At 70.2% G+C, this 25,862-nt stretch carries 26 protein-coding genes; 6 read left to right on the top strand and 20 right to left on the bottom strand.

The window, feature by feature from the left end; all coding sequences use genetic code 11:
* Positions 1–122: 122 nt before the first annotated feature.
* Together ACZ50Z_RS05080 and ACZ50Z_RS05075 are read right to left on the bottom strand one after the other, a co-directional pair.
* Positions 123–347, bottom strand: a complete 225-nt coding sequence (locus ACZ50Z_RS05080; RefSeq protein WP_464482556.1) for a hypothetical protein — start codon at positions 345–347, stop codon at positions 123–125.
* Between the two features lie 110 nt (positions 348–457).
* Positions 458–1,567 carry a M24 family metallopeptidase gene (locus ACZ50Z_RS05075; protein ID WP_464482555.1) on the bottom strand — a complete coding sequence of 370 codons (1,110 nt, stop codon included), beginning with the start codon at positions 1,565–1,567 and terminating at the stop codon, positions 458–460.
* A gap of 33 nt (positions 1,568–1,600) precedes the next feature.
* Here ACZ50Z_RS05075 and ACZ50Z_RS05070 point away from each other — a divergent pair, with 33 nt between their 5' ends.
* Positions 1,601–2,302 (top strand): B-4DMT family transporter, encoded by a 702-nt coding sequence (locus ACZ50Z_RS05070; RefSeq protein ID WP_464482554.1) that lies wholly within the window; start codon positions 1,601–1,603, stop codon positions 2,300–2,302.
* Here the strand turns inward: ACZ50Z_RS05070 and aroQ are convergent.
* Genes aroQ through aroC form a run of 4 tightly spaced genes read right to left on the bottom strand, consistent with a single transcriptional unit; the run spans position 2,299 to position 5,606 of the window.
* A complete protein-coding gene (gene aroQ / locus ACZ50Z_RS05065) occupies positions 2,299–2,736 on the bottom strand; it encodes a type II 3-dehydroquinate dehydratase (RefSeq protein WP_464482553.1) in 438 nt (145 codons plus the stop codon). The two genes, ACZ50Z_RS05070 and aroQ, sit on opposite strands and share 4 nt — an antisense overlap.
* The gene (gene aroB / locus ACZ50Z_RS05060) at positions 2,733–3,827 is read right to left on the bottom strand and encodes a 3-dehydroquinate synthase (RefSeq protein ID WP_464482552.1); all 1,095 of its coding nucleotides are present in this window, start codon (positions 3,825–3,827) and stop codon (positions 2,733–2,735) included. Before aroB ends, aroQ begins: the two co-directional genes overlap by 4 nt.
* Before the next feature lie 49 nt (positions 3,828–3,876).
* On the bottom strand, positions 3,877–4,401 hold the full coding sequence (locus ACZ50Z_RS05055; protein ID WP_464482551.1) for a shikimate kinase: 525 nt from the start codon (positions 4,399–4,401) through the stop codon (positions 3,877–3,879).
* Positions 4,401–5,606, bottom strand: a complete 1,206-nt coding sequence (gene aroC / locus ACZ50Z_RS05050) for a chorismate synthase (protein WP_464486093.1) — start codon at positions 5,604–5,606, stop codon at positions 4,401–4,403. The genes ACZ50Z_RS05055 and aroC overlap by 1 nt, the downstream gene beginning before the upstream one ends.
* A gap of 164 nt (positions 5,607–5,770) precedes the next feature.
* On the opposite strand from aroC, the gene ACZ50Z_RS05045 reads away from it, so the two are divergent.
* The gene (locus ACZ50Z_RS05045; RefSeq protein ID WP_464482550.1) at positions 5,771–6,844 is read left to right on the top strand and encodes an LLM class flavin-dependent oxidoreductase; all 1,074 of its coding nucleotides are present in this window, start codon (positions 5,771–5,773) and stop codon (positions 6,842–6,844) included.
* A gap of 2 nt (positions 6,845–6,846) precedes the next feature.
* Here the strand turns inward: ACZ50Z_RS05045 and ACZ50Z_RS05040 are convergent, their stop codons facing one another.
* From ACZ50Z_RS05040 to ACZ50Z_RS05015, 6 genes are all read right to left on the bottom strand, one after another.
* Positions 6,847–7,287, bottom strand: coding sequence for a prepilin peptidase (locus tag ACZ50Z_RS05040; RefSeq protein ID WP_464482549.1), 441 nt, complete (start codon positions 7,285–7,287; stop codon positions 6,847–6,849).
* A 10-nt stretch (positions 7,288–7,297) separates the two neighbouring features.
* Positions 7,298–8,185 carry a shikimate dehydrogenase gene (locus tag ACZ50Z_RS05035; RefSeq protein WP_464482548.1) on the bottom strand — a complete coding sequence of 296 codons (888 nt, stop codon included), beginning with the start codon at positions 8,183–8,185 and terminating at the stop codon, positions 7,298–7,300.
* Complete coding sequence (locus ACZ50Z_RS05030; RefSeq protein WP_464482547.1) at positions 8,163–9,407, bottom strand: endolytic transglycosylase MltG; 1,245 nt, start codon at positions 9,405–9,407, stop codon at positions 8,163–8,165. Before ACZ50Z_RS05030 ends, ACZ50Z_RS05035 begins: the two co-directional genes overlap by 23 nt.
* Complete coding sequence (ruvX, locus tag ACZ50Z_RS05025) at positions 9,400–9,918, bottom strand: Holliday junction resolvase RuvX (protein WP_464482546.1); 519 nt, start codon at positions 9,916–9,918, stop codon at positions 9,400–9,402. The genes ACZ50Z_RS05030 and ruvX overlap by 8 nt, the downstream gene beginning before the upstream one ends.
* Positions 9,919–12,630 carry an alanine--tRNA ligase gene (gene alaS, locus ACZ50Z_RS05020; RefSeq protein ID WP_464482545.1) on the bottom strand — a complete coding sequence of 904 codons (2,712 nt, stop codon included), beginning with the start codon at positions 12,628–12,630 and terminating at the stop codon, positions 9,919–9,921. It abuts the gene before it with no gap.
* Positions 12,631–12,761: 131 nt separating this feature from the next.
* On the bottom strand, positions 12,762–13,151 hold the full coding sequence (locus ACZ50Z_RS05015; RefSeq protein ID WP_464486092.1) for a secondary thiamine-phosphate synthase enzyme YjbQ: 390 nt from the start codon (positions 13,149–13,151) through the stop codon (positions 12,762–12,764).
* Positions 13,152–13,316: 165 nt separating this feature from the next.
* Here ACZ50Z_RS05015 and ACZ50Z_RS05010 point away from each other — a divergent pair, with 165 nt between their 5' ends.
* Entirely contained in the window at positions 13,317–13,940 is a 624-nt protein-coding gene (locus tag ACZ50Z_RS05010) for a hypothetical protein (protein ID WP_464482544.1), read from the top strand.
* Between the two features lie 4 nt (positions 13,941–13,944).
* Here ACZ50Z_RS05010 and ACZ50Z_RS05005 read toward each other — a convergent pair whose 3' ends face one another.
* Complete coding sequence (locus ACZ50Z_RS05005; protein ID WP_464482543.1) at positions 13,945–14,280, bottom strand: hypothetical protein; 336 nt, start codon at positions 14,278–14,280, stop codon at positions 13,945–13,947.
* A 7-nt stretch (positions 14,281–14,287) separates the two neighbouring features.
* Positions 14,288–15,643, bottom strand: a complete 1,356-nt coding sequence (locus ACZ50Z_RS05000) for a replication-associated recombination protein A (protein ID WP_464482542.1) — start codon at positions 15,641–15,643, stop codon at positions 14,288–14,290.
* Positions 15,644–15,752: 109 nt separating this feature from the next.
* On the opposite strand from ACZ50Z_RS05000, the gene ACZ50Z_RS04995 reads away from it, so the two are divergent.
* Positions 15,753–16,643 carry a hypothetical protein gene (locus ACZ50Z_RS04995; RefSeq protein ID WP_464482541.1) on the top strand — a complete coding sequence of 297 codons (891 nt, stop codon included), beginning with the start codon at positions 15,753–15,755 and terminating at the stop codon, positions 16,641–16,643.
* A 36-nt stretch (positions 16,644–16,679) separates the two neighbouring features.
* Complete coding sequence (locus tag ACZ50Z_RS04990) at positions 16,680–19,337, top strand: circularly permuted type 2 ATP-grasp protein (protein ID WP_464482540.1); 2,658 nt, start codon at positions 16,680–16,682, stop codon at positions 19,335–19,337.
* Here ACZ50Z_RS04990 and ACZ50Z_RS04985 read toward each other — a convergent pair whose 3' ends face one another.
* From ACZ50Z_RS04985 to ACZ50Z_RS04975, 3 genes are read right to left on the bottom strand one after another with little or no spacing between them, the layout of a single operon-like run.
* Positions 19,338–20,006 (bottom strand): DUF6629 family protein, encoded by a 669-nt coding sequence (locus ACZ50Z_RS04985; protein ID WP_464482539.1) that lies wholly within the window; start codon positions 20,004–20,006, stop codon positions 19,338–19,340.
* A 14-nt stretch (positions 20,007–20,020) separates the two neighbouring features.
* Complete coding sequence (locus tag ACZ50Z_RS04980) at positions 20,021–21,076, bottom strand: zinc-binding metallopeptidase family protein (RefSeq protein WP_464482538.1); 1,056 nt, start codon at positions 21,074–21,076, stop codon at positions 20,021–20,023.
* The gene (locus ACZ50Z_RS04975; RefSeq protein WP_464482537.1) at positions 21,069–22,010 is read right to left on the bottom strand and encodes a transglutaminase family protein; all 942 of its coding nucleotides are present in this window, start codon (positions 22,008–22,010) and stop codon (positions 21,069–21,071) included. Before ACZ50Z_RS04975 ends, ACZ50Z_RS04980 begins: the two co-directional genes overlap by 8 nt.
* A 98-nt stretch (positions 22,011–22,108) precedes the next feature.
* Here ACZ50Z_RS04975 and ACZ50Z_RS04970 point away from each other — a divergent pair, with 98 nt between their 5' ends.
* Positions 22,109–22,498: an MmcQ/YjbR family DNA-binding protein gene (locus tag ACZ50Z_RS04970; protein WP_464482536.1), complete on the top strand. Its 390-nt coding sequence runs from the start codon at positions 22,109–22,111 to the stop codon at positions 22,496–22,498.
* Positions 22,499–22,501: 3 nt separating this feature from the next.
* Here ACZ50Z_RS04970 and ACZ50Z_RS04965 read toward each other — a convergent pair whose 3' ends face one another.
* Genes ACZ50Z_RS04965 through aspS form a run of 3 tightly spaced genes read right to left on the bottom strand, consistent with a single transcriptional unit; the run spans position 22,502 to position 25,779 of the window.
* Positions 22,502–23,569, bottom strand: a complete 1,068-nt coding sequence (locus tag ACZ50Z_RS04965) for an FUSC family protein (protein WP_464482535.1) — start codon at positions 23,567–23,569, stop codon at positions 22,502–22,504.
* A 3-nt stretch (positions 23,570–23,572) separates the two neighbouring features.
* Entirely contained in the window at positions 23,573–24,007 is a 435-nt protein-coding gene (locus ACZ50Z_RS04960) for a nitroreductase family deazaflavin-dependent oxidoreductase (RefSeq protein ID WP_464482534.1), read from the bottom strand.
* The gene (gene aspS, locus ACZ50Z_RS04955; RefSeq protein WP_464482533.1) at positions 24,004–25,779 is read right to left on the bottom strand and encodes an aspartate--tRNA ligase; all 1,776 of its coding nucleotides are present in this window, start codon (positions 25,777–25,779) and stop codon (positions 24,004–24,006) included. The genes ACZ50Z_RS04960 and aspS overlap by 4 nt, the downstream gene beginning before the upstream one ends.
* Between the last annotated feature and the right edge of the window lie 83 nt (positions 25,780–25,862).

Raw genomic sequence — 25,862 nt, 5'->3', positions numbered from 1 at the left:
CGGTATGTCTCCTCGGGGATGGACAGTCGTCTGCGGAACTGTCTGTGACTTGTCGGCCAGTTTAGAGTGCTCGCCGGCCAGCGCCCGCGGCCCGGGGTCGGGGGGCCGACGGGCGGAACGCGTCAGCGGTGGGCCCGCTGGCCGTCGACCCGAAAAGGCTCCTCGGGTGACGGCAACGGCTTGATCATCGTCAACAGCGGGACGCGCAGCGTGACGCCGCTGGCGAAGGGCAGGTGCACGGCGAGATAGACGATGTGCATCTCCAGCCGTGTCTCCCGTAGGGGTTGGGCGTACATGTCCCACCGGAAATCCCGCAGGCGCGCCAACCCCCGTGCCACCCCGTTCACGCCCCCGACCTTACTCGCGCGCGCAACCCCCGGACCGGCTCGCAAGGCTGGTCTAGTGCCGATCACAAGCGCGGCGCAGGCGCCGGGCGCAGCGGGTCGGCACCGTCGGGTCAGGAGAGAACGGCCAGCTCCTTGGGGAATTTGGTGAGCAGTTCCGGGGTCTGGTCGCGACCCTTTTCCGGCACCACCAAGGTGTCCTCGATGCGCACCCCGCCGCGGCCGGGCAGGTAGACACCCGGCTCCACGGTCACCACGGATTCGGCCAGCAGGGTGCCGGTGGACGTGGCGCCGATGCCCGGCGCCTCGTGGATTTCCAGACCCACGCCATGGCCCAGGCTGTGGCTGAATTGCTCGCCGTAGCCGGCGTCGGCGATCACCTTGCGGGCCGCGGCGTCCACCCCGCGCAGGTCGGCCCCGGCGCGCAGCGCCTCCCGTCCGGCCCGCTGCGAGTCGGCGACCAATTGGTAGACCTCCAGCTGCCAGTCGGCGGCCTTGCCGAGCACGAACGTGCGCGTCATGTCGGAGTGGTAACCGCCGACCAGCGCACCGAAGTCGATCTTGACGAAGTCGCCGACCGCCAGCGTCGCGTCGGTGGGGCGATGGTGCGGGATCGCCGAGTTCGGCCCCGCGGCCACGATGGTCTCGAACGAGATCGCGTCGGCGCCGTGGTCGAGCATCAGGGCCTCGAGTTCCCGGCTGACCTCGCGTTCGGTGCGCCCGGGCCGCAGCCCGCCGCGCGCCACCAGGTCGGTGAGCGCGGCGTCGGCGGCCTCGCAGGCCAGGCGCAGCAGGGCGACTTCGCCGGCGTCCTTGACCTCGCGCAACGCCTCGACTGTCCCGGCGGCCTTCACCAGCTCGGTGGGCGCCTTGCGGCCGTCCAGCTCCCCGGCGAGCGCGTCGAATCCGTCGACGGTCACCACGTTGCTCTCGAAACCCAGCTTCCGCGCGCCCGCCTCGGCCGCCTGGCCGACCAGGTAACGCCCCAGCGCGCGTTCGATGGCGACTTCCATGTCCGGCGCCTGTTCGGCGGCCTGGGTTCGGTACCGGCCGTCGGTCGCCAGCACGGGGCCCCGATCGTCGGCGAACACCAGCAACGCGCCGTTCGACCCGGTGAATCCGGACAGATAACGGACGTTGACCAGGTCCGTGACCAGCAGCGCATCCAATCCGCTGGTCTCGAGCCGCGCTCTGAGCCTGTCTCGACGCTGTGAATGTGTCACGGGTCTTGACGGTACTCGCTACGCTTTTGGGCCATGAGTAACTGGATGCTGCGCGGATTGGTGTACGCCGCGGCGATGGTCGTCGTTCGATTATTCCAAGGTGCGCTGATCAACGCGTGGCAGACGCAGGCCGGTCTGTTCAGCGTGGTGCTGCTGATTCTGTTCGTCATCGCCGTGGGCGTGTGGGGGGTTATGGACGGCCGGGCCGACGCCATCGCCAACCCCGACCCGGATCGCCGCGGCGATCTGGCGATGACCTGGCTGCTCGCCGGCCTGGTCGCGGGCCTGCTCAGCGGAGCCGTGTCCTGGCTTATCGCGCTGGTGTACACCGGCCTGTACACCGGGGGCCTGCTCAACGAGGTGACGACGTTCGCGGCGTTCACCGCGCTGTGCGTCTTCCTGCCCGGCATCATCGGCGTGACCATCGGCCGGTGGCGGGTGGACCGCAATCCCCCGCCGCGCCGCCCCGGAAGCGACGACGAGCGCGCCGACACCGACGTGTTCTCCGCGGTGCGCGCCGACGACGCGCCCACCGGTGAGATTCCCGCGCAGGCGTCCCACGCGCAAGCCGAAGCGCGGACCTCCGCGGTCGCCACGGCCGAGCGCGAGGGGCCCACGGAGACGATGCCCACCGAGGAATCCCCCACCGAGACGATCGCCAAGACCGAGGACGACCCGAAGACCGAGGTCATCCCGACGGCGGGCGAGCCGGGCGCAAAGCCGAAAAAGGACTAGCTCGGCGTGGCGGCCAGGTAGCGCAGGGCGAGCAGGTAGCCCTGCACGCCCAGCCCCACGATTACTCCGGTCGCGACCGGGCTGAGGTAGGAGTGCCGCCGAAACTCTTCGCGCGCATGGACATTCGAGATGTGCACCTCGATCAGCGGCGCGCTCAACTCGGCACAAGCGTCGCGCAGCGCCACCGAGGTGTGGGTGAGACCGCCGGCGTTGAGGATCACCGGTTCTTTCGCGTCGGCCGCCGCGTGGATCCAGTCCAGTAGCTGCGCCTCGCTGTCGCTTTGTCGCACAACGGCTTTCAAGCCCAGCGCGGCGGCTTCCCGCTCGATCAGCGCCGCCAGCTGCTCGTGCGTCGTGTCCCCGTACACGTCGGGCTCGCGCCGGCCCAGCCGGCCCAGGTTGGGCCCGTTGATCACGTTCACCGTGGCGCTCATGGGCGTGCCTCCGCGAGCCCGGCGTACGCCGCCGCCAACAGCGACGGGTCGGGGCCGGCCAGCCGGCCCGGCTTGGCCAGCCCGTCGAGCACCACGAACCGCAGCACACCCGCGCGCGACTTCTTGTCGCCCGCCATGTACTCCAGCAACTGCGGCAGCGCGTCGGCGTCGTAGCTGACCGGCAGGCCGAGCGCGGACAACACGGTGCGGTGGCGCTGCGCGGTGGCGTCGTCGAGGCGTCCGGCGAGGCGGGCCAGTTCCGCGGCGAAGACCAGGCCCACCGATACCGCCGCGCCGTGGCGCCACTCGTAGCGTTCACGGCGTTCGATCGCGTGCCCCAATGTGTGTCCGTAGTTGAGGATTTCGCGCAGCTCCGACTCCTTCTCGTCGGCGGCGACGACCTCCGCCTTGACCGCGATCGCGCGGCGGATCAGCTCCGCGAGCACCTCGCCCGATGGGTCCACCGCGGCCTTCGGGTCGGCCTCGATGAGGTCGAGGATCACCGGATCGGCGATGAAGCCCGCCTTGACGATCTCGGCCATCCCGGCGACGAGTTCGTTGGGCGGCAACGTCTGCAGCGTCGCCAGGTCGACCAGGACCGCGCGGGGCTGATGAAATGACCCGACCAGGTTCTTGCCCGCGTCGGTGTTGATGCCCGTCTTGCCGCCGACCGCCGCGTCGACCATGCCCAGCAGCGTCGTGGGCACGTGCACGATGTCGACGCCGCGCAGCCAGGTGGCCGCCGCGAAGCCGGCGACGTCGGTGGCCGCGCCGCCCCCGAGACTGACCAACGCGTCCTTGCGCCCGATCCCGATGCGGCCCAACACTTCCCACAGAAAGCCAACGACCGGCAGGTCCTTGCCGTCCTCGGCGTCCGGGATTTCGATCCGGTGCGCGTCAACGCCCTTGTCCGCCAAGCGGCTTCGGATCAACTCGGCCGTCTCCGCCAGGACCGGTTGATGCACGATGGCCACCTTGTGCCGGTCGCAAAGGAGCTCTTCGAGCTCTCCCAACAGACCGGTGCCGATGATCACCGGGTACGGCGGGTCGACGGCCACCTCGATGGTGACCGGGTCATTCTGCGGGGTCATCTGGCGCCGCTCCTCCCCGTCGCTTCGCTCCGCATCGTCGCCGGCGCGGTCATGTTGCCGCCCCTGCCGGGGCCTGCAACCGCGAGACGATGTAGCGGACCACCGCGCCGGGGTTGCGCCGATTGGTGTCGACGCGGATGGTCGCCGCCCGGCGGTACAGCGGACTGCGTTCGGCCATCAGCGCGCGGTATTTGTCCGCGCGGTCCGGCCCGGCCAGCAGCGGGCGCACCGTGTTGCCGCCGGTGCGCCGGACTCCTTCGGTGGCGCTGATCTCCAGGTAGATGACGGTGTGACCGGCGAGCGCCGCCCGGACCCCGGCGCTGGTGACGGCGCCGCCGCCCAGAGAGAGCACGCCGTCGTGGTCGGTCAGCGCCGCGCGCACCACGTCCTCTTCGATGCGCCGGAATTCTTGCTCGCCGTCGGCGGCGAAGATTTCGTCGATGCGGCGCCCGGTCCGCTGCTCGATCGCGGCATCGGTGTCGACGAAGCCGACGTCGAGCGCCTTGGCGAGCCGCCGCCCGATGGTGGACTTGCCCGACCCCGGCAACCCGATCAGGACCGCTTTGGGCGCCATCACGCGGTGCCCCGGGCGGCCGGCGACTCCCGCTCGGCAACCGCCCTCCGGTAGGCCTCGACGTTGCGCCGGGTTTCGGCCAGCGAGTCGCCGCCGAATTTCTGCAGCGCCGCGCGGGCCAGCACCAGCGCGACCATGGCCTCGACGACCACGCCGGCGGCGGGCACCGCGCAGACGTCCGAACGCTGGTGGATCGCGACGGCTTCGTCGCCGGTCGCCATGTCGACGGTGGCCAGCGCCCGCGGCACGGTGGAAATCGGCTTCATCGCCGCGCGCACGCGCAGCGGCTGGCCGTTGGTCATGCCGCCTTCGAGCCCACCCGCGCGGTTGGTCGAGCGGACCACACCGTCGGGGCCGGGGTACATCTCGTCGTGGGCGCGGCTGCCGCGGCGGCGCGCGGTCTCGAACCCGTCGCCGATCTCGACGCCCTTGATCGCCTGGATGCCCATGACGGCGGCGGCGAGCTGGCTGTCGAGCCGGTTGTCGCCGCTGGTGAACGAGCCCAGCCCGACGGGCAGGCCTACGACCACCACCTCGACCACACCGCCGAGGGTGTCGCCGTCCTTTTTGGCCGCTTCGATCTCGGTGATCATCGCCTGCTCCGCCGCCGCGTCGTAGGCGCGAACCGGGCTGGCGTCGATCGCGGCGAGGTCCCCGGGGCCCGGCGGCGGGCCGTCGTAGGGCGCCGACGGGCCGATCGCGATCACGTGCGAGAGCACCTCGACGCCCAGCGCCTGCCGCAGGAACGACCGGGCGATGGTCGCCGCGGCGACGCGGGCCGCGGTCTCGCGCGCGCTGGCCCGCTCCAGCACCGGCCGGGCGTCGTCGAAGCCGTACTTGAGCATGCCCGCGTAATCGGCGTGGCCGGGCCGCGGCCGGGTGAGCGGCGCGTTGCGCGCGCTGTCGGCCAGCTCCCCCGGGTCGACCGGATCGGCGGCCATCACGGTCTCCCACTTCGGCCATTCGGTGTTGCCGATCTCGACGGCGATGGGCCCGCCCAGGGTGACACCGTGGCGCACCCCGGACAGCACGCTGACCGCGTCCCGCTCGAAGGCCATCCGGGCCCCGCGGCCGTAACCGAGCCGACGGCGGGCCAGCTGTTCCGAAATGTCGAGGGAAGTCACCTCCACGCCGGCGACCATGCCCTCGAGCACGGCCACCAGCGCACGGCCATGCGACTCCCCGGCGGTGATCCAACGCAACACGCGTCCCATCTTCCCATGTCGGCTTCCGAAAGGCCGATTCGCGCAGCCTGCGGCCGTGGTGAGCCGACGCGGGGTCTTTCATCCGCGCTGATTCCAGGGATGACCACACGATTCGTTCCGAAGCCGCGCCGAGCGGGCGCGGTCGTGTGCCAGCATCTTCTCTGGTGGGTCAATTTCTCTGGTACATACCGAATACCGTCGAACCGGGCCATCGAGGCGACGACACCGTCGACGGCTGGGGAAGCCTGGACTATTCGGTCGACCTGGCGTTGCGCGCCGAGCAACACGGCTGGGACGGGGCGCTGATCGGCACCGGCTGGGGACGTCCGGACACCTTCACGATCGCGACCGCAATCGCCGCGCGTACCAACAACTTCGCGCCGCTGGTGGCGGTCCGTCCCGGGTACTGGCATCCGGCGCATTTCGCGAGCGCGGCGGCGACCCTCGATCGACTCAACGACGGCCGGCTGCTGGTCAACATCGTCAGCGGCGCCGACGATCCGGCGGCCTACGGTGACGTCGAAGTCGACAAGTCACGCCGCTACGACCGCACGCGGGAATTCATCCGGCTGCTCCGCCGGTTGTGGCGCGAGGACGACGTCACCCACCGCGGCGAGTTCTTCACCGTCGAACACTCGACCCTGCAGCCGCGGCCGCTCGGTGCGGCCGAGGGCCGGTGGCCGACGCTGTATTTCGGTGGCGCGTCGGCGGCCGCCGAGCAGGTCGCCGCGACCGACGCCGACGTCCAGCTGTTCTGGGGCGAGCCGCTGGACGGGATCGCCGAACGCATCGACCGGCTGAAGTCGTTGTCCGACAAGCTCGGTCGCGAGCACGCTCCGCTGGAATTCGGCCTGCGGGTCACCACGCTCGTGCGCGACACGTCCGAGCAGGCCTGGCGCGACGCCGAGGAAAAGGTCGCCACGCTGGCCGGCACGCCCACCATGCAGCTGTTGCACGATCCGGCCGGCTCCGCGGGCCAGCGGCGGCTATCCGGCCTCGCCGGGCGCGGCGAGGTGCTGGATTCCTGCCTGTACACGACGCCGAGCAAATACGGCGGGGAGGGCGCCGGGACGACGTGGCTGGTGGGGTCGGCCGACGAGGTCGCCGCGGCGCTGCGCAAATACGCCGACCTCGGGGTGAGCCATTTCGTGTTGTCGGACACCCCGTACAAGTCGGAGACGGTCAGGCTCGGCGGTCAGTTGCTGCCTCTGCTGCGCCCCACCGTAGTCGGAAACTGAGGTCAGAGCAGCGACAGGCCGACGCCCGCCGCGCTGGCCAGACACATCGACGGCCCGTGCGGCACCGCGCGGCCCGCGGCGTGGGCAGCGCCGCGGAACCGGGCAACCATCCCGATCAGCGCGGTCAGCAGCGGCGCAGCCAACGCCGCCAGGAACCACGCGCCGACACCCCCACAGCCGGTCAGCGCACCCAGGCCGAGGGCGAGCTTGACGTCGCCGGCGCCCATCCCGTCCGGCGCCACCGCGTGGACCAGCAGGTAGATCGCGGTCAGCGCCGCCGCCCCGGCCAGCGCCGGCCACCCGCGCCCGGCCAGCGCGGCCACCGCCAGGATCGCCGCGGCCCCGGTCAGGGTCAGCGCGTTGGGCAGCCGTCGCTCGCGGATGTCGTAGGAGCTCAACGCCGCCAGCCAGGCCAGCACCAGACACCCCGCCGCAATCCGCATGCGCGGCAGGCTAATCCGACGCCTCCAGCGCGCAAGTCATGGCCTGGCGGGGCGCGGGCAGGCCGGTGAACTGTTCGACCTGTGCGAAGGCCTGATGCAGCAGCATCTGCACGCCGTTGATCACCCGGCCCCCCGCGGCGGTCACCGCGGCGGCCAGCGGCGTCGGCCACGGGTCGTAGACGGCGTCGAGCAGCACACCGATGCCGGACAAGGTGTCGGCGTAGCGGGCGGCCACGTCGGCCGGGATCGTGCTGACCAGCACGGCGGCGGCCGCGACCTCGTCGGCCAGCCCGCCGCCGGCGAGGTCGCAGAACCGCGTCGCGACGCCCATCGCGTTGCCCAGCTCCACCAGCCGGGCCGCCTTGTCGGGATTGCGGGCCACCACGGTGATGCCGTCGACGCCCAGTTGCGCCAGGCCCGCGACGGCCGCCGGCGCGGTGCCGCCCGATCCACAGACCAGCGCCCATCCCGAGGCCGCCGACCCGAGCGCCCCCGCGACCCCGTCGATGTCGGTGTTGTCGGCCCGCCAGCCCGTCGGGGTGCGCACCAGGGTGTTGGCCGATCCCACCCGCCGGGCGCGGTCGGTGCGCTCGTCGGCGAACCGCAGGGCGGCGAACTTGCCCGGCATGGTCACCGACACCCCGACCCATTCGGGACCCAGCCCGCCGACCACCCCGGGCAGCTGGTCGGCGTCGCATTCGATGCGCTCGTAGGTCCAGCCGGTCAGGCCCAGCGCGCGGTAGGCGGCCAGGTGCAGCTGCGGGGATTTCGAGTGGGCGATGGGTTTGCCGAGCACCGCCGCTTTTCGGGGCGCGCGGCTGGCTTGACCGGACGGCGACCCGCTGCGCCCGGCTCCGCCGCGCTTGCGATCGCCGCTAGCGGGCGGAGTCGAGGACACCGTTGTGCTTAGCCAGCTCGATGTTGGCCAGATGCTGCTGATAGTCCTTGGTGAACAGCGTGGTCCCCTGGCCGTCGATGGTGACGAAGTACAACCAGTCACCGGGTTCGGGATGCTCGGCGGCGTTGAGCGCGTCGACGCCGGGCGAACAGATCGCCGTGGCCGGCAGGCCCTGCGACACGTAGGTGTTCCACGGCGTCTTCTGGGCGCGGTCGCCGTCGGTGGTGGCCACCTCCCGGCGGTCCAGCGGGTAGTTGACGGTCGAGTCGAACTCCAGCGTGTGGTGGGCGTGCAGCCGGTTGTAGATGACCCGCGCGACCTTCGCGAAGTCCTGCGTCTTGGACTCCTGCTGCACCAGCGACGCGACCACCAGGATGTCGTAGGGCGACAGACCCATGGCCTGGGCGGTGTCGACCAGCCCGGACTTCAGGTACTCCACCGCCCCGGCGCTGATCAGGTTCGACAGGATGGTCTCGGGCGGCGCGGACGGGTCGACGTTGAAGGTCCCCGGCGCGATCAACCCCTCGATGCGGCGGTGGTCCTTGCCGAGCTCACCGACGGGTTCGGTGGCCCAGGGCGGCACCGCCAACGCCAAGGGAGAACTGTTGGTGGCGGCCGCGCGCAGGTCCGGCACCGAGACGCAGCGCTGGTTCCCGTCGAAATCCACGCAGGTGGCCCGCGAGATCAGGGTGAAGATGCCGGGGTTGACCACGTTGGTCTTCATGTCGGTGGTGTCGTCGAGCTGACGGCCCTCCGGGATGACCAGCCGCCCCACCCGGCTGTTCGGGTCGGCCAACCGCGTGACGGCGTTGGCGGCCGGGATCTCGGTGCGCATGCGGTAGAAGCCGGGCTGGATCGAGGAGATCTTGCTGTTGCCGTGCGCGGCGTTGACGAACGCGCGGACGGTCTTGATCACGTGCTCGTTCTGCAGCGTCTCCCCGACCATGGTGGTCGAGTCGCCATCCTTGATCTGAATCACGATGTCGCGCTTGCCGTTTCCGGTGTAGTCGTCGCCCGGCCCGAACACGGCGTGCCACAGCTTGCCGCCCGCGAAAACACCGGCCACCACGATCACGGCGACGAGCGCCAGCGCGGATCGCAGGGCGACGCGCCGCCGCCGGCGGCCCCGCTCCGCCTGATTGCGGGCGGCGCGGCTCGACCGGCGCCGGGGCGGACCCACGGCCTCGGGCTCGGCTCGTTCACGCCGTGCGCTGTCAACCATCGGTGCGCTCCCCCGCCGTCGGCCCGGACAGGATCGCGCGGCGTTGATCCAGCCAACTCTGCAGGATGGCCACCGCCGCCGCCTGATCGATCACGGCGCGCTGCTCCCTGGCCCGCACGCCGGCCGCGCGCAGCGATCGCTGCGCGCTCACCGTGGTCAGCCGCTCGTCGGCCAGCCGCACGGGAATGGGGGCGATCCGCTCGGCCAACGCGTCGCCCAGCTCGATCGCGTCGAGCGCCGAGGGGCCGGTGCGGTCGGCGAGTGTGCGCGGCAACCCGACGACCACCTCGACCGCCTCGAGTTCGGCGGCCAGCGCCGCGAGCCGGCGCAGGTGTTTGCCGGAGCGGTCGCGGCGCACGGTCTCCACCGGTGTGGCCAGGATGGCGTCGGGATCGCTGCAGGCCACGCCGATGCGCACGCTGCCCACGTCGACGCCGAGCCGTCGGCCCCGCCCGGGGTCCTGGTCAGGATCGCCGGGCCGGTCGGGGGCGCGGTGCTGTGTGGAAACCACTCAACCGACCCGCGCTATCGCGGCGATCCCGGACCGGATCGCGTCGAGGGCGGCGTCGATGCCGGTCGCGTCCTTGCCGGAGCCCTGCGCCAGGTCGGCCTTGCCGCCGCCGCGGCCGTCGACCGCCGCGGCCAGCTGCTTGACCAGGTCATTGGCGTGCAGCCCCAGGTCCTGGGCGGCCTTGTTGGCGGCGACCGCATACGGCACGGTGGAGCCCTCGTCCCCAGAAAGCACAGAGATCAGCGCGACCACCGCGGGATCGCTGCCCAGCTTGCCGCGGACGTCGCCGACCAGGGAGCGCAGGTCGCCCGCCGTCATCCCGCCCGACATGCGTTGCGCCACCACGCGGACGTTACCGATGCGCTGCGCGCCGGCCGCGGCGTCGGTGGCGGCGGCCTTGGCGCCGGCCAGCCGGGCGCGCTCGAGTTCCTTTTCGGCGGCCTTGAGCCGCTCCACCAGGTTGGCCACCCGGGCGGGCACCTCGTCGGACGGCACCTTGAGCGACGACGCCAGCCCGGCCATCAGCGCGCGCTCCTTGGCCAGGTGCCGGAAGGACTCCAGCCCGACGTACGCCTCCACCCGGCGCACGCCTGAGCCGACCGAGGATTCGCCCAGGATCGTCACCGGCCCGATCTGCGCGGAGTTGTGCACGTGGGTTCCCCCGCACAGCTCCAGCGAGAAGGGCCCGCCGATCTCCACCACCCGGACCTCGTCGGGGTACGCCTCGCCGAACATGGCCATCGCACCCATCGCCTTGGCCTTCTCCAGCTGCTCGGTGAACGTGTGCACCTCGAAGTCGGCCTGCACGGCCTGGTTGGTCACCTCTTCGACCTGGGTGCGCTGCTCGTCGGACAGCGGCCCCTGCCAGTTGAAGTCGAAGCGCAGATAGCCCGGCCGGTTCAGCGATCCGGCCTGAACGGCGTTGGGGCCCAGCACCTGTCGCAGCGCCGCGTGCACCATATGGGTGCCCGAGTGGCCCTGGGTGGCGCCGTGCCGCCATTGCGGGTCGACCGCCGCGACGACGGTGTCGCCTTCCACGAACTCTCCCGACTCGACGTTGACCCGGTGCACCCACAGGGTTTTGGCGATCTTCTGCACGTCGGTGACCGCGGCCCGCGCGCTCGCGCTGGCGCCCGTCCCGCTGATGGTGCCCTCGTCGGCGATCTGGCCGCCGGCCTCGGCGTAGAGCGGGGTGCGGTCCAGCACGAGTTCGACGCGATCGACCCCCTCACCTCCGTGCGTGACGACCGGCACCCGCATGCCATCGACGAAGATGCCCAAAATCCTTGCTTCGGACGTCAATTCGTCGAAACCGGTGAACTCGGTGGGTCCGGCGTCCACCAGTTCGCGGTACGCGGTCAGGTCCGCGTGCGCGTGCTTGCGGGCGGCGGCGTCGGCCTTGGCGCGGCGGCGCTGTTCGGCCATCAGCTCGCGGAATCCGACCTCGTCCACCTGCAGCCCGGCCTCGGATGCCATTTCCAGCGTGAGCTCGATCGGGAACCCGTAGGTGTCGTGCAGCGTGAACGCGTCTGAACCCGAAATCGCCTTCGTCCCTGTGGCTTTGGTGGTGCCGGCGACCTCGTCGAACAGTTTCGATCCCGCTGCAAGCGTGCGATTGAACGCGGTCTCCTCGGCGACGGCGATGCGGCTGATCCGGTCGAAATCGGCGACGAGTTCGGGATACGACGGTCCCATCGCGTCGCGCACCGTGGCCATCAGGTCGCCGACGATGGGGCCCTCGATGTCGAGCAGCCGCGCCGAGCGGATCACCCGGCGCAGCAGCCGGCGCAACACGTAGCCGCGGCCGTCGTTGCCGGGCGTGACGCCGTCGCCGATCAGGATGGCCGCGGTGCGGCTGTGGTCGGCGATGACCCGGTAACGCACGTCGTCGTCGTGGTTGCCCGCGTCGTATCCGCGGGGTGCCCGTGCGGCCACCGTGTCGATGACCGGACGCAACAGGTCGGTCTCATAGACGTTGTGCACGCCCTGCAGGATGAACGCGACCCGCTCCACGCCCATGCCGGTGTCAATGTTCTTGCGGGGCAACGGTCCGAGGATCTCGAAGTCTTCCTTGCCGGTCCCCTCGCCGCGCTCGTTCTGCATGAACACGAGGTTCCAGATCTCGATGTAGCGGTCCTCGTTGACCACGGGGCCGCCCTCGACCCCGAATTCCGGTCCCCGGTCGTAATAGATCTCCGAGGACGGACCGCACGGCCCGGGGATGCCCATCGACCAGTAGTTGTCGGCCATGCCGCGGCGTTGGATGCGCTCCTCGGGTAGCCCGGCGATTTCCCGCCACAGCTGCACGGCCTCGTCGTCGTCGAAATAGACCGTCGCCCAGATACGTTCGGGGTCCAGGCCGTAGCCGCCCTGCTCGACGCTATTGGTCAGCAGCGTCCACGCCAGTTCGATGGCGCGGCGCTTGAAATAGTCGCCGAACGAGAAATTGCCGGCCATCTGGAAAAACGTGTTGTGCCGGGTGGTGATCCCGACCTCGTCGATATCGGGGGTGCGGATGCACTTCTGGATGCTGGTGGCGGTCGGGTACTCCGGTGTGCGCGCACCCAGGAAGTAGGGCACGAACTGGACCATGCCCGCGTTGACGAACAGCAGGTTGGGGTCGTCGAGGATCACCGATGCGCTCGGCACCTCGGTGTGGCCCGCCTTCACGAAATGATCAAGAAACCTTTTCCTGATCTCGTGTGTCTGCACTTTTTCAGTCCGCTTCTTTCGTTTGCTTCGACGTCTTGTTCCCAGCCTATTCGCCGGAGTATGGGAAGCCCGTCTAACGACGCATTTCGACCGCTCACAGTACCTGCTCCGTGGCGTCGGCTAGCGGGCCGCTAACCCTCCAAAAAGCTCAGCCGGACCGAGCGTTGCGGGTTGTCGCGGTTCAGGTCGACCAGCACGATGCTTTGCCAGGTCCCCAGCATCGGCTCCCCGCCGGAGACCGGAACCGTCACCGACGGCGCGACGAGCGCGGGCATCACGTGGTCGGCGCCGTGGCCCTCGGAGCCGTGCGAGTGCCGGTAACGGTCGTCGCGCGGCAGCAGCCGTTCCAGCGTGTCGACCAGGTCGTCGTCGGAGCCGGCGCCCGTCTCGATGACGGCCACCCCCGCCGTGGCGTGCGGGACGAACACGTTGCACAGGCCGTCCCCGCGCGACCAGCAGAACCCGCGCACCGCCTCGGTGAGATCGACGATGCGGCGGCGCGAGGTGTCGACGTCCAGCACATCGGTATGCATCCGAACCAGCCTACGGCGCGCGCGTCGCGACCAGCCAATCGTCTGTGAGCGGGGCCACAGTTGGGCATTGCGACGTGCAAGCGGCAGGAGGAAGGTAACTGGTGGAACCGGTGGCGCCGCCGGGGTGCCACCCCGATACGGAAGGGGTCGACCGTGTACGCACGCTCCACCACCATCCAGGCGCAACCCCTGTCGGTCGACATCGGAATTGCGCACGTTCGCGACGTCGTCATGCCCGCGCTCAAGGAGATCGACGGGTGGTTGGGGCTGTCGCTGTTGGTCGACCGGCAGTCCGGCACCTGCATCGCCACCAGTTCGTGGGAGACCATGGAGGCGATGCGGGGCAGCGCCGAGCGGGTCGCGCCCATCCGCGACCGCGCCGCGCTGATGTTCGACGGTAGTGCGCGGATCGAGGAATGGGACATCGCCCTGCTGCACCGCGACCACCCTTCCCGCCAGGGCGCGTGCGTACGCGCCACGTGGCTCAAGGTGGTGCCGGATCAGCTGAGCCGGTCCCTGGACTTCTACCGCATGGCGGTGCTACCCGAGATGGAGAACCTGGACGGGTTCTGCAGCGCCAGCCTGCTGGTGGATCATCCGGCCTGCCGCCGGGCGGTGACCTGCTCGACGTTCGACTCGATGGACGCGATGGCTCGCAACCGCGACCGCGCCACCGAGCTGCGCAGCCGGCGGGTGCGCGAGCTGGGGGCCGAGGTGATCGACGTCGCCGAGTTCGAGCTGGCGATCGCCCACCTGCGGGTGCCCGAGCTGGTCTAGCTCGTCAAGGCAAGGCGTCCCCGGGGAAGCCCCGGCAGGCGTGCACCTGGTAGACGAACACCCCCGCCGCCACCCCGGGGTCGTCGGCCATGATCGCGGCGGTCTCGTCGACGGTCGCGGCGAACACGCCGACGCCGCAGACGTCGGACTCGTCGGTGACCGGCAGCACGACCGCGAGCACTCCGTCGTCGCGCAGCCCGAAGTTGCGCCGGCCGTGCTCCCAGATGATCGCCGGCGACGACTCGTCACCGAACCTCGGGCCGCGCTTGAGGATGACGACGCTGTAGGGCTTGGCGGTGGGCAGCAGTTGGCCCATCTCTTCGTCGGTGAAGGTTTTCATTCCTTCGTCACCCCCGTTTCCGTCGGATGATCGCGCGCAGCCGCTCCAGCCGGCCGGCCATCTCCCGCTCACCGCCGCGGCCGGTGGGCCGGTAGTAGTCGACGCCCACCAGCTCGTCAGGCGGATACTGTTGTGCGACAACACCGTCGGGGTTGTCGTGGGAGTATTTGTAACCCTGCGCATTGCCCAGTGCCTCCGCGCCGGAATAGTGGCCGTCGCGTAGATGGGGCGGCACGAGGCCGGCCTTGCCCGCCCTGATGTCGGCCATCGCCGCGCCCAGCGCGGTGGTGACCGCGTTGGATTTCGGCGCGGTGGCCAGGTGAATCGTGCAGTGCGCCAAGGTGAGTTGCGCCTCGGGCATACCGATCAGCGCCACCGTCTGCGCGGCAGCGACCGCGACCTGCAGCGCGGTCGGGTCGGCCATGCCGACGTCCTCACTGGCCAGGATCATCAGCCGGCGCGCGACGAACCGCGGATCCTCTCCCGCGACGAGCATGCGGGCCAGATAGTGCAGCGCGGCGTCGACGTCCGAGCCGCGCACCGACTTGATGAAGGCGCTGATGACGTCGTAGTGCTGGTCGCCGTCGCGGTCGTAGCGCACGGCGGCTTCGTCGAGGGACTGCTCGATGGCGCTGACGGTCAGCTCGCCGTCGGGCGGCACCGCCTCGGCCGCGACCTCCAGCGCCGTCAGCGCGCGCCGGGCGTCACCGGCAGCCAAGCGCACCAGCAGGTCGATGGCGTCGGGCGCGACCGCGACCTGCCCACCGAGGCCGCGCGGGTCGTCGATCGCGCGCTGCACGACGGTGCGGATGTCGTCGGCGCTCAGCGGCCGCAGCTGCAGGATCAGCGAGCGGGACAGCAGCGGCGCCACCACCGAGAAGGACGGGTTCTCCGTGGTCGCCGCCACCAGCAGCACCACCCGGTTCTCCACGGCCGACAGCAGGGCGTCCTGCTGGGTCTTGGAGAACCGGTGCACCTCGTCGATGAACAGCACCGTCTGCTCGCCGCGAAGGATCGCGGTGCGCGCCTTTTCTATCACCGCCCGAACGTCTTTCACGCCGGCCGACAACGCCGAGAGTGCCTCGAACCGGCGGCCGGTCGCCTGTGAGATCAGCGCGGCCAGCGTGGTCTTGCCGCTGCCGGGCGGCCCGTAAAGGATGGCCGACGCCACGCCGGAACCCTCGACCAGGCGGCGCAGCGGCGACCCGGACGCCAGCAGGTGGTCCTGCCCGACCACCTCGTCCAGCGACGCCGGACGCATGCGGACGGCCAGGGGCGAACCGCTCGACACGCCCAAGCCATGATCGTCTGGCGGCGGCGCGCCGGGCAGGTCAAACAGACCGTCGGACACGGCTTCAGGCATACCACGAGGGACGGACGTCCGCGCCGGCCCCGGCAATCCGCGCGCCCCGGGCGCATCTTTGCTAAGTTCGGCGTTTGCCAAGTTCAGCGCGCGTTCAGCAAGGACGGACATGAGCCAGCCTCCCGAATATCCAGGCACGCCCGCAGATCCTCAGGGCGAAAGCCAGAACCCGCCCGGTTATCCGCCGCCTCCCGGTTATGGCGCGCCTCCCCCGCCGCCCCCGGGCTACGGCCCGCCCCCGGGCTATGGGCCCCCGCCCGGCTACGGCGGCGCGCCCACCCCGGCGTTCAGCATTGGTGACGCGTTCGGCTGGGCGTGGAACACGTTCACCAAAAACGCGGTGGCACTGGTGGTTTCGGCTCTGCTGTACGTGGTACTGATCGACGTGGCCTCCGCCCTGATCGGCCTGAGCCAAAGCGTGGGCACGACGACGACCGGCTCCGACGACGACTTCTTCACCTTCACGGCGAACCTCAATGGCGGCGGGCTGACGCTGCTCATCCTCGGCTACCTGGCCGGGTACCTCGTTTCCGCGTTCGCCCACGCCGCCTTCCTGTCCGGCTGCCTGGATCTGGCCGACGGACGTTCGGTGACCATTGGCTCATTCTTGAGGCCGCGCAACTTCGCGATGGCGTATGTCGCCGCGCTGATCGTCGGCATCCTCACCTCGATCGGCCTATCGCTCTGCGTCGTCCCAGGCCTCATCGTGAGCCTTTTCCTGCAGTTCACCATCTTGTTCGTGGTGGACCGCTCGGAGTCGGCAGCCAAGGGCATCAATTCCAGCGCTTCGCTCGTCGGCTCGAACTTCGCCAACGCCCTGTTGGTGTGGCTGGTGGTCCTGGCAGCCACCTTCGTCGCCCTGGCGACATGCGGCCTCGGCGCGCTGGTGACGGCTCCCCTCGGCGCGCTCGTGCTGACCTACGCCTACCGCAAGCTTTCCGGTGGGCAGGTCGTCCCGCTGCAGCAGACGGGTTACCAGCCCGGACCGCCTCCGGCGTAACGGTTCCCCGCGCCGCGTGCGTACCGTGCAGCAGTAATGGCGTTTGCGGACATGACATTCGGCACCGGTGCGGCCCCGGCCGGCGCCGGCGGCCGCTATGACGCCGACCGGTTGCTGGCCGGCTATCGGGCCGCCCGGGCCCAGGAAGCGCTCTTCGATCTGCGGCGCGGCCCGGCGAGCGGCTACGACGAATTCGTCGACCGCGACGGCAACGTGCGCCCGGCGTGGGCGGAGGTGGCCGACGCCATCGCGGAACGCGGCCGCGCCGGGCTGGACCGGCTGCGCTCGGTGGTGCACGGCCTGATCGACAACGACGGCATCACCTACACCGACGTCGTGCCCGGCGGCCGTGGCCAGGAGCCGAGGCCCTGGCAGCTGGACACCCTGCCGCTCGTGCTGTCGGCGGCCCACTGGGAGCTGCTCGAGGCGGGGCTGCTGCAACGGTCCCGGGTGCTCGACGCCGTGCTCGCCGACCTGTACGGGCCGCGCAGCCTGCTCACCGACGGCGTCCTTCCCCCCGAGCTGCTGTTCGCCCACCCGGGCTACGTGCGTGCCGCCAACGGCATCGAGATCCCCGGGCGCCACCAACTTTTCATGCATGCGTGTGATGTCAGCCGTCGCCCCGACGGCGCCTTCGTCGTCAACGGCGACCGGACCCAGGCGCCCTCGGGGGCCGGCTATGCGCTGGCCGACCGGCGCGTCGTCGCGCACTCGCTTCCCGACCTCTACGAGAGGATCGCGCCGCGGCCCACCACCCCGTTCGCGCAGGCGCTGCGGCTTGCGCTGATCGACGCCGCGCCCGACGACGCCCAGGACCCGGTGGTGGTCGTCCTGTCGCCGGGCATCTACTCCGAAACCGCGTTCGATCAGGCCTATCTGGCCACGCTGCTGGGCTTCCCCATGGTCGAGAGCGCGGACCTGGTGGTGCGCGACGGCATGTTGTGGATGCGCTCGCTGGGCACCCTGAAGCGCGTCGACGTGGTGCTGCGCCGGGTCGACGCCGACTACACGGACCCGCTGGATCTGCGTGCCGACTCACGCCTCGGGGTGGCCGGTCTGGTGGAGGCGCAACACCGCGGAACGGTGACCGTCGTCAACACCCTGGGCAGTGGGATTCTGGAAAACCCGGGGCTGCAACGTTTCCTGCCCACGTTGGCCGAGCACCTGCTGTCGGAGACCCTGTTGCTGCCCAGTCCGCCAGCCTACTGGGGCGGCATCGCCGCCGAGCGCTCGCACTTGCTGGCGAATCTGTCGTCGTTGTTGGTGAGGTCGACGGTCGGCGAGAAAACCCTTGTCGGACCCGAGCTTTCGTCTCCGCAGCTGGCGCAATTGGCAGCCAGGATCGAGGCGATGCCGTGGCAGTGGGTCGGCCAGGAACTGCCGCAGTTCTCGTCCGCTCCGACCGACCACGCCGGCGTGTTGTCGTCGGCGGGTGTCGGTATCCGGCTGTTCACCGTCGCCCAGCGGGGCGGCTACGCGCCGATGATTGGTGGCATCGGCTATGTGTTGGCCCCCGGGGACGCCGCCTATACGTTGAAAACCGTTGCGGCAAAAGATGTCTGGGTGAGGCCCACCGAGCGCGCGCGGGCCGAGGCGATCAGCCCGCCGAGCGTGGAGCCGCCGGCGAAGACGGCCGCGGGCACCTGGGGTGTCAGTTCACCGCGGGTGCTGTCCGACCTGTTCTGGATCGGCCGCTACGGCGAGCGCGCCGAGAGCATGGCGCGGTTGCTCATCGTTGCCCGCGACCGGTTCCACGTGTACCGGCACCACCAGCACAGCGAGGAAAGCGAGTGCGTTCCGGTGCTGATGGCCGCGCTGGGCCGCATCACCGGAATCGACACCGCCGCCGACGGCGACGGCGATCACGCCGAGATGATCGCCGTGGCCCCCTCGACGCTGTGGTCGCTCACCGTCGACCCGCACCGCCCCGGCTCCCTGGTGCAGTCGGTGGAGGGCCTGGCGCTGGCCGCCCGCGCGGTGCGCGACCAGATGTCCAACGACACCTGGATGGTGCTGGCCGCGGTGGAGCGCGCGCTGGCCCTCGACAGCGAGCCGCCGGACTCGCTCGCCGAGGCCGACGCCGCGCTGACCCGGGCGCAGGCCCAGACGTTGGCCGGGATGCTGACCCTGTCGGGGGTGGCCGGCGAGTCGATGGTGCGCGACGTGGGCTGGACGATGATGGACATCGGCAAGCGGATCGAACGCGGCCTGTGGCTGACCGCGTTGCTGCGGGCGACGCTGACCGTGGCGCGCGGCGCCGCCGCCGAACAGACCGTCATCGAGTCCACCCTGGTGGCGTGCGAGTCCTCGGTCAGCTACCGGCGCCGCACGGCGGGCAAGATCAGCGTGGCCGCCATGGTTGAGCTGATGCTGTTCGAGGGGCAGAACCCGCGGTCGCTGCTGTACCAATTGGACAGGCTGCGCGCCGATCTCGGGGACCTGCCCGGCTCGTCGGGGTCGTCGCGGCCCGAACGGCTGGTGGACGAGATCGGCACCCTGCTGCGCCGATCCCATCCCGCGGAGCTGGAACGGGTCGGCGACGACGGGCGGCGCGGCGAGCTGGCGGATCTGCTCGGCGCGGTCCATGCCGAGCTGCGCAACCTGGCCGAGGTCATCACCACCACGCAGCTGGCCTTGCCCGGTGGGATGCAACCACTTTGGGGGCCCGACGTGCGCCGGGTGATGCCCGCCTGATCACGCGTTCGACGTCGCCCGATCCTCGGCGATTCCGTGGTAGCGGTGTGGATCGGGCAGCCGCCGGCGCCGCACCATATGCACCAGCGCCAACACCGAGAGCGTCGCGGCGTAGATGCACCACAGCGACGCGAACGCATGCACGTAGAGGACGGCAACCACGCTCAGCCCCACCAGGTTCGCTATCCCGAAGACCACGATGGAGCGATAGCCCGACATCACCGCCGGACCGATGGCAGCGATGACGTAAAGCACCGCCCACACGTAGCCGCCCTGCACGCCGGTCTGGTACTGCAGCGCATGGGGACCCATCGTCACCTTGACCGGCTCGGTGAGCACGACGACAGCCAGATAGGCCGACACGACGGTCCCGAGCACCGCAAACGGCGCCACCCGCAACCGGGCGCCGCGCGGTTCCAGCAGCAGGATCGCCCACGGCACCAGCGCGGGAAGCAGCGGCAGCGCGATGAAGACATAGGCGAGCATCGCCAGGTGTTTCATCCCCGGGGAGACGACGTCGTTGGGCCACACCGCCGCCTCGATGAACTGATGGACCGAGAACACCGTCGGCAGCAGGGCAAAGGGGACTTCGCGCCAGTGCTTCACCTCGCGCAGGGTCGCCACGGCGACCGGCACGAGGGCGGCGCCCACCACCAGATCCGCCGTCATCGAGAAGCACATGGCTAACCCGCCACCGACGCGGGGCCCCGGGATTCCGACGTCGCCTCGTCGACGACGGTGTGGATGAACTTCATCTTCTCCAGCACCGCGGCCGGCAGCACGAACGGGTACAGGTCGTCGTGCCCCATCGACCGGTTCACCATGTTCAGCGACCACGACAACGGCAGCCACATGTCGATGATCGTCTGAAATGCGCTGGGCCCCAGCGCCGGACGGTCGAAGGTGGCCGACGCCGCCGCCAGTCCGCACCACGCCGAGGTGTCCAGCGCGTCGCGGATGTGCAGGTAGTGGGCGAACGTCTCGGCCCAATCCTCGCTCGCATGCATGGTGGCGTAGGACGAGACGAAGTCGTTTTGCCAGCCCTCCGGCGCGCCCTCGCTGTAGTGGCGGTCGAGCGCCTCGGAGTAGTCGGCGTCGGGATCGCCGAAGAGCTCGTTGAACCGCTCGAGGTGCTCGGGGTACGGGGCGATCAACCGGTAGAAGTAGTAGTGCCCGATCTCGTGACGGAAGTGTCCCAGCAAGGTCCGGTACGGCTCGTCCATCTCGACGCGCAGCTGCTCGCGGTGCACGTCGTCACCCTCGGCCAAATCGATGGTGATGACCCCGTTCGCGTGTCCGGTCATCACGTTTTCGTGTGCGCTGGACAGCAACCGGAAGGCCAGCCCGTAGTCGGGATCCTTGTCCCGGCCGACGATCGGCAGCTTCAGCTCGTGCAGCTCGGCGATCAGCCGTCGTTTGGCCGCCTCGGCCCGGGCGAACTCGGCCAGCCCCACGGCGTCGGCGTCGTTGGGCCGCTCGGCGGTCAGCGCGCACGACGGGCACAACAACCGCGGGGTGTTGACCGGCACCAGCCAATTGCATTCGGCCAGACGAAGATTGGCGCACAGCTGATACTGACTGGCGGGCACGAAACCGGCGTGCTCGGTTGCCTCGTCCTCCGAGATCACCAGCAACGCCATCTGCTCGAGCGAAAACCCCAGCGCACTACCGCAATTCAGGCACGTCGAGTTCTCGAACGTCAGGCGCTGGCCGCACTTCGGGCAGGTGAAGTCACGCATGCGAGAAGTCACCTTCGATGGGGTTCGAATAGGGCACCACGTCGACGGCGACGTCGATCACGCTGTGCACCGAGTCGGTGTAGATGATGCCGCGCAACGGCGGGACATCCGCGTAGTCGCGGCCGCGCCCCACCACGATGTAGCGCTCGTCGACCATCTGATCGTTGGTGGGATCGAGCCCCAGCCACTCGAATTGGCCGGGGTCCTGCGGAGTCCACACCGCGGCCCAGGCGTGCGTGGCGTCGATGCCGATCATCCGATCCTTTCCGGGCGGCGGGTCGGTGGCCAGGTAGCCGGACACGTAACTGGCCGCCAACCCGTTGGCGCGCAGACAGGCGATCGCCAGCCTGGCAAAGTCTTGACATACCCCCTCCCGGGCCGCCAGAACCTCCTTGACTCCCGTGGAAATCGTCGTCGACCCCGACCGGTAGGTGAAGTCGGTGAAGATCCGCGACGCCAGATCGCGCAGGACGTCGATCAGCGGACGTCCGGGCGTGAAGCTGGGCGCCGCGTACTCGCGGACCTCATCGGTGATCTCCGGCGGATCGAGGTCCAGGGTGAACTCGGCCGCGAGCGCCCCCACGCGCCCCACCGGCCGGGCGTCCTCCCACGGCTGGAGCGCCGCCCCGCCGGCGTACAGGCCCGGCGCCGGCGGATGGACGTCGACGACGGAATCGCTGACCACTTTCAAGACGCTGTGCGGCTCGGTCACGTGGAAGTAGGAGCTGATGTTCCCGTAGGTGTCCGTGCTGGTGGAACTGTCGGCGGGGGCCGGCTCGATGACCAGCCGGTGCGCGACGCGTCGCTGCCGCAGCGAGTCGCGCGGGGTCAGGAAGCCGCGACCGTAGGAGCTGGTCACGACGTCGGAGTAGCGGTACTCGGTGCGGTGGGTGACTCGATGCCGTCGGGCAACCCCGGCGTCAGGTTCAGACACAACGCTGATCACATCACATGGCGCGCCCCCGCGCGCCCGGTCGTCGGCGGTTTGCCGATACGACGGCAACCGTACGGAAACGGGAGCACAATCGAGTAGTGGCCACGTGGGACGAGGTCGCCCGCATCGTCGGCGAGCTGGCCCTCACCTCCGAGCCGTCACCGCACGACTGGCGGGTCGGCAAGAAATTGCTGGCCTGGGAGCGGCCGCTGCGGCCCTCGGAGCGCGAGGCCTTGGCGCAGGGCGGCCCGGGAGCCCCGCGGGGCGACATCCTCGGTGTCCGGGTGTCCGACGAGGGCGTCAAGTTCGCGCTGATCGACGACGAGCCGCAAACCTACTTCACCACCCCACATTTCGACGGCTACCCTGCGGTGCTGGTCAACCTGGCCGAGATCTCGGTGCGCGACCTGCAGGAGCTGATCACCGAGGCGTGGCTGACGCAGGCGCCGAGGAAGCTGGTGCAGGAGTTCCTGGCCGACTCGCGGTGAGACTCACACGGGCCGAAGGTCGATGACCCGTTGCAGGTCGTCGATGCACGCACTGACGGCGTCGGCGAGGATCGCCTGCGTTTTCTCGCCTGCACCCGACGGCAACTGCGACGCGTGATGGCGGGCCGACGCGGTGTACGCGCAGGCGCCGGCGGCATCGCGGTCGGCGAGTGCGGTCGCGGCGGCGAGCACGACCAACACCGTGTGCACGGGCCGGTCCCGCCGGCCGCGCCCGCCCGCTGAGTCGGGGCCGACCGCGCGGGCCAGCTGCAGCACCGAGCCGGCCAGCAGGGCCACGTGCACGGCCTGGTGATCGGCGGCGTGCACGGCGTCGCGCAGGGGCCATCGCCGCGGGGCGATGGTGACGACGTGGCGGGCGGTCGTCCGCGCCTCGAGCAGGCCGCTGAGCTGCTCGTGCACCCGGTCGACGGCCGTCAGCGGCCAGTCGGGCGGGGCGGCGTTGCGTCCGGCCGCGACGTCGGCGGCCCGCGCCAAGACGTCGTGCAGCACCGCCAGCACGCCGGCGCGGGCGTCGCGCAGTACCGTTCGCGGGTCGGCGGGAAACAGCAACACGGCGAAGACGATGGCCACCGCGCCGCCGATCAGCGCGTCGAAGATGCGTTCCAGGCCGATCCCGCCGTGGTAGAGGGCCAGCACCAGGATCGCGGACACGATGGTCTGGTTGGCGAACATCATCCCGTGTCCGATGAAGCCGCCGCCGATGAACACCGCGGCGCCGAGCGCGATCAGCGCGGCGATGGCGATGGGCACCGCGCCGGGCCCCAGCAGCCCCTGCACCGCCGAGCCCAGCCCGATGCCGAGGGTCACCCCGATCATCATCTGGATCGCGCGTTGCGCGCGCAGCACGTTGCTGGTCGACAGCGACACCGCGGCGGCGATCGGCGCGAAGAACGGTTGTGGGTGGCCGAGGACGTCGTGCGTCAGGTACCAGGACAACCCCGCGGCCGCCGACGTCTGCACCAGGTTGAACCAGACCGCGCGCAACCGATTGCTGCCCGCGCGCGCGGCGGCGAGAACCCTCGTGGGCACCGCCGGCCGCGCAGCGCCCACCGGCTAGGTCCGGATTAACTCGAACAGCGGAATGACCCTGCTGGTCTTGGCCTGGTACTCGGCGAAGCCGGGCGCCGCGGCGGTGACCTTGTCGAAGAGCTCGTCGCGCTCGTCGGTCGGCAGCTCGCGCGCGGTGACGTCGAACTGATCGGTACCGACCTCGACGCGGGCCTGCGGCTTGGCGCGCAGGTTGTGTACCCAGGCCGGGCTGACCGGGGCGCCGGCGAAGGAGCCGATGATGATGAGCTTGCCGTCGATGTGGAAGTAGGCCAGCGGGGACACCCGCGGCCGGCCGGACTTGGCGCCAGTGGTGTGCAGCAGCAGCAGGTCGGCGCCTTGGAACTGGCCGCCGACCTTGCCGCCGTTTTCCCGGAACTCGGCGATGATCTGCTCGTTGAAATCGTTGACGAAGCCGCTGTCCGGTGTCTGTTGAGTCATGCCCGGTCAACCTTTTCGGGCTTGGCGTCTATTCCGGACTCCTTGCGCTGCTGGGCGGTGATCGGCGCCGGCGCGTCGGTGAGCGGGTCGACGCCGCCGCCGGTCTTCGGGAACGCGATGACCTCGCGGATGGAGTCGACCCCGGACAGCAGGGCGTTGATCCGGTCCCAGCCGAACGCGATGCCGCCGTGCGGCGGCGCGCCAAAGGTGAACGCCTCCAACAGGAATCCGAACTTTTCTTCGGCCTCGGCGTGGTCGAGCCCCATCACCGCGAACACCCGCTCCTGGATGTCGCGGCGGTGGATACGGATCGAGCCGCCGCCGATCTCGTTGCCGTTGCAGACGATGTCGTAGGCGTCGGCGAGCACGGTGCCCGGATCCGTGTCGATGGAGTCCTCGTGACCCGGCTTGGGTGACGTGAACGCGTGATGCACCGCGGTCCACGCCCCCGAGCCGACGGCCACGTCGCCCGCCGCGGTCGCGTCGTCGGCGGGCTCGAACAGCGGCGGGTCCACCACCCAGACGAACGCCCAGGCGTCCGGGTCGATCATGCCCAGCCGGTGGGCGATCTCGCCGCGCGCCGCCCCGAGCAGGGCCCGCGACGGCTTCGGCGGGCCCGCGGAGAAGAAGACGCAGTCCCCCGGCTTGGCCCCCACGTGCGCGGCCAGCCCGTCACGCTCGGCGTCGGACAGGTTCTTGGCGACCGGGCCGCCGAGCGTGCCGTCGTCGGCGATCAGCACGTAGGCCAGCCCGCGGTGGCCGCGCTGCTTGGCCCATTCCTGCCAGCCGTCCAGCGTCCGCCGGGGTTGCGAGGCGCCGCCGGGCATCACGACGGCGCCGACGTACGGTGCCTGGAAGACGCGAAATGTAGTGTCGGAGAAGAACTCTGTGCAGTCGACGAGCTCGAGTGCAAATCGCATGTCGGGCTTGTCGGAGCCGAACCGTTGCATCGCCTCGGCGTAGCTGATGCGCGGGATGGGCCTCGGAATCTCATACCCGATCAGAGCCCACAGCGCCGACAGGATCTCCTCGGAGATGGCGAGGATGTCCTCGGTGTCGACGAAGCTCATCTCCATGTCGAGCTGGGTGAACTCCGGCTGGCGGTCGGCGCGGAAATCCTCGTCGCGATAGCAGCGGGCGATCTGGTAGTAGCGCTCCATCCCGGCCACCATCAGCAACTGCTTGAACAGCTGCGGGCTCTGTGGCAGGGCGTAGAACGAGCCGGGCTGCAGCCGGGCGGGCACCAGGAAGTCCCGGGCGCCTTCGGGTGTCGACCGTGTCATCGTCGGCGTCTCGATCTCGACGAAATCATGCTGCGCGAGCACCGCGCGCGCGGCGGCATTCACCTTGGAGCGCAACCGAATTGCCGCTGCGGGGGCGTCGCGGCGCAGGTCGAGGTACCGGTATTTCAGCCGGGTTTCCTCGCCGGCGGGCTCGTCGAGCTGGAACGGAAGCGGTGCGCTCTCCCCCAGCACATTCAGCGCGGAGGCGTTGACCTCGATCTCGCCGGTGGCGATCTCGGGGTTGGCGTTGCCCTCCGGGCGGATCTCGACGACGCCGGTGACCGCGACGCAGAATTCGGCGCGCAGCCGGTGCGCCTGGGCCAGCACGTCTTCGGCGCGAAACACCACCTGGGTGATCCCGGAGGCGTCGCGCAGGTCGATGAAGATGACACCGCCGTGGTCGCGGCGGCGCGCCACCCAGCCGGCCAGCGTCACCTGCCGCCCGGCATCGCCACTCCTCAGCGAACCCGCGGCATGACTGCGCAGCACGAAACACTCCCTATTTCCCGATGGTGTTGCACCTGGCCAGAACGACTGCTCAGTCTAAAGGGCACCACCATGCGGGCACGCAG

The sequence above is a fragment of the Mycobacterium sp. NTMscope_MAC_269 genome (genome assembly GCF_976985695.1).
Note: the sequence above shows the minus strand (reverse complement) of the source record. Positions and strands in the feature narration are given on the sequence as shown.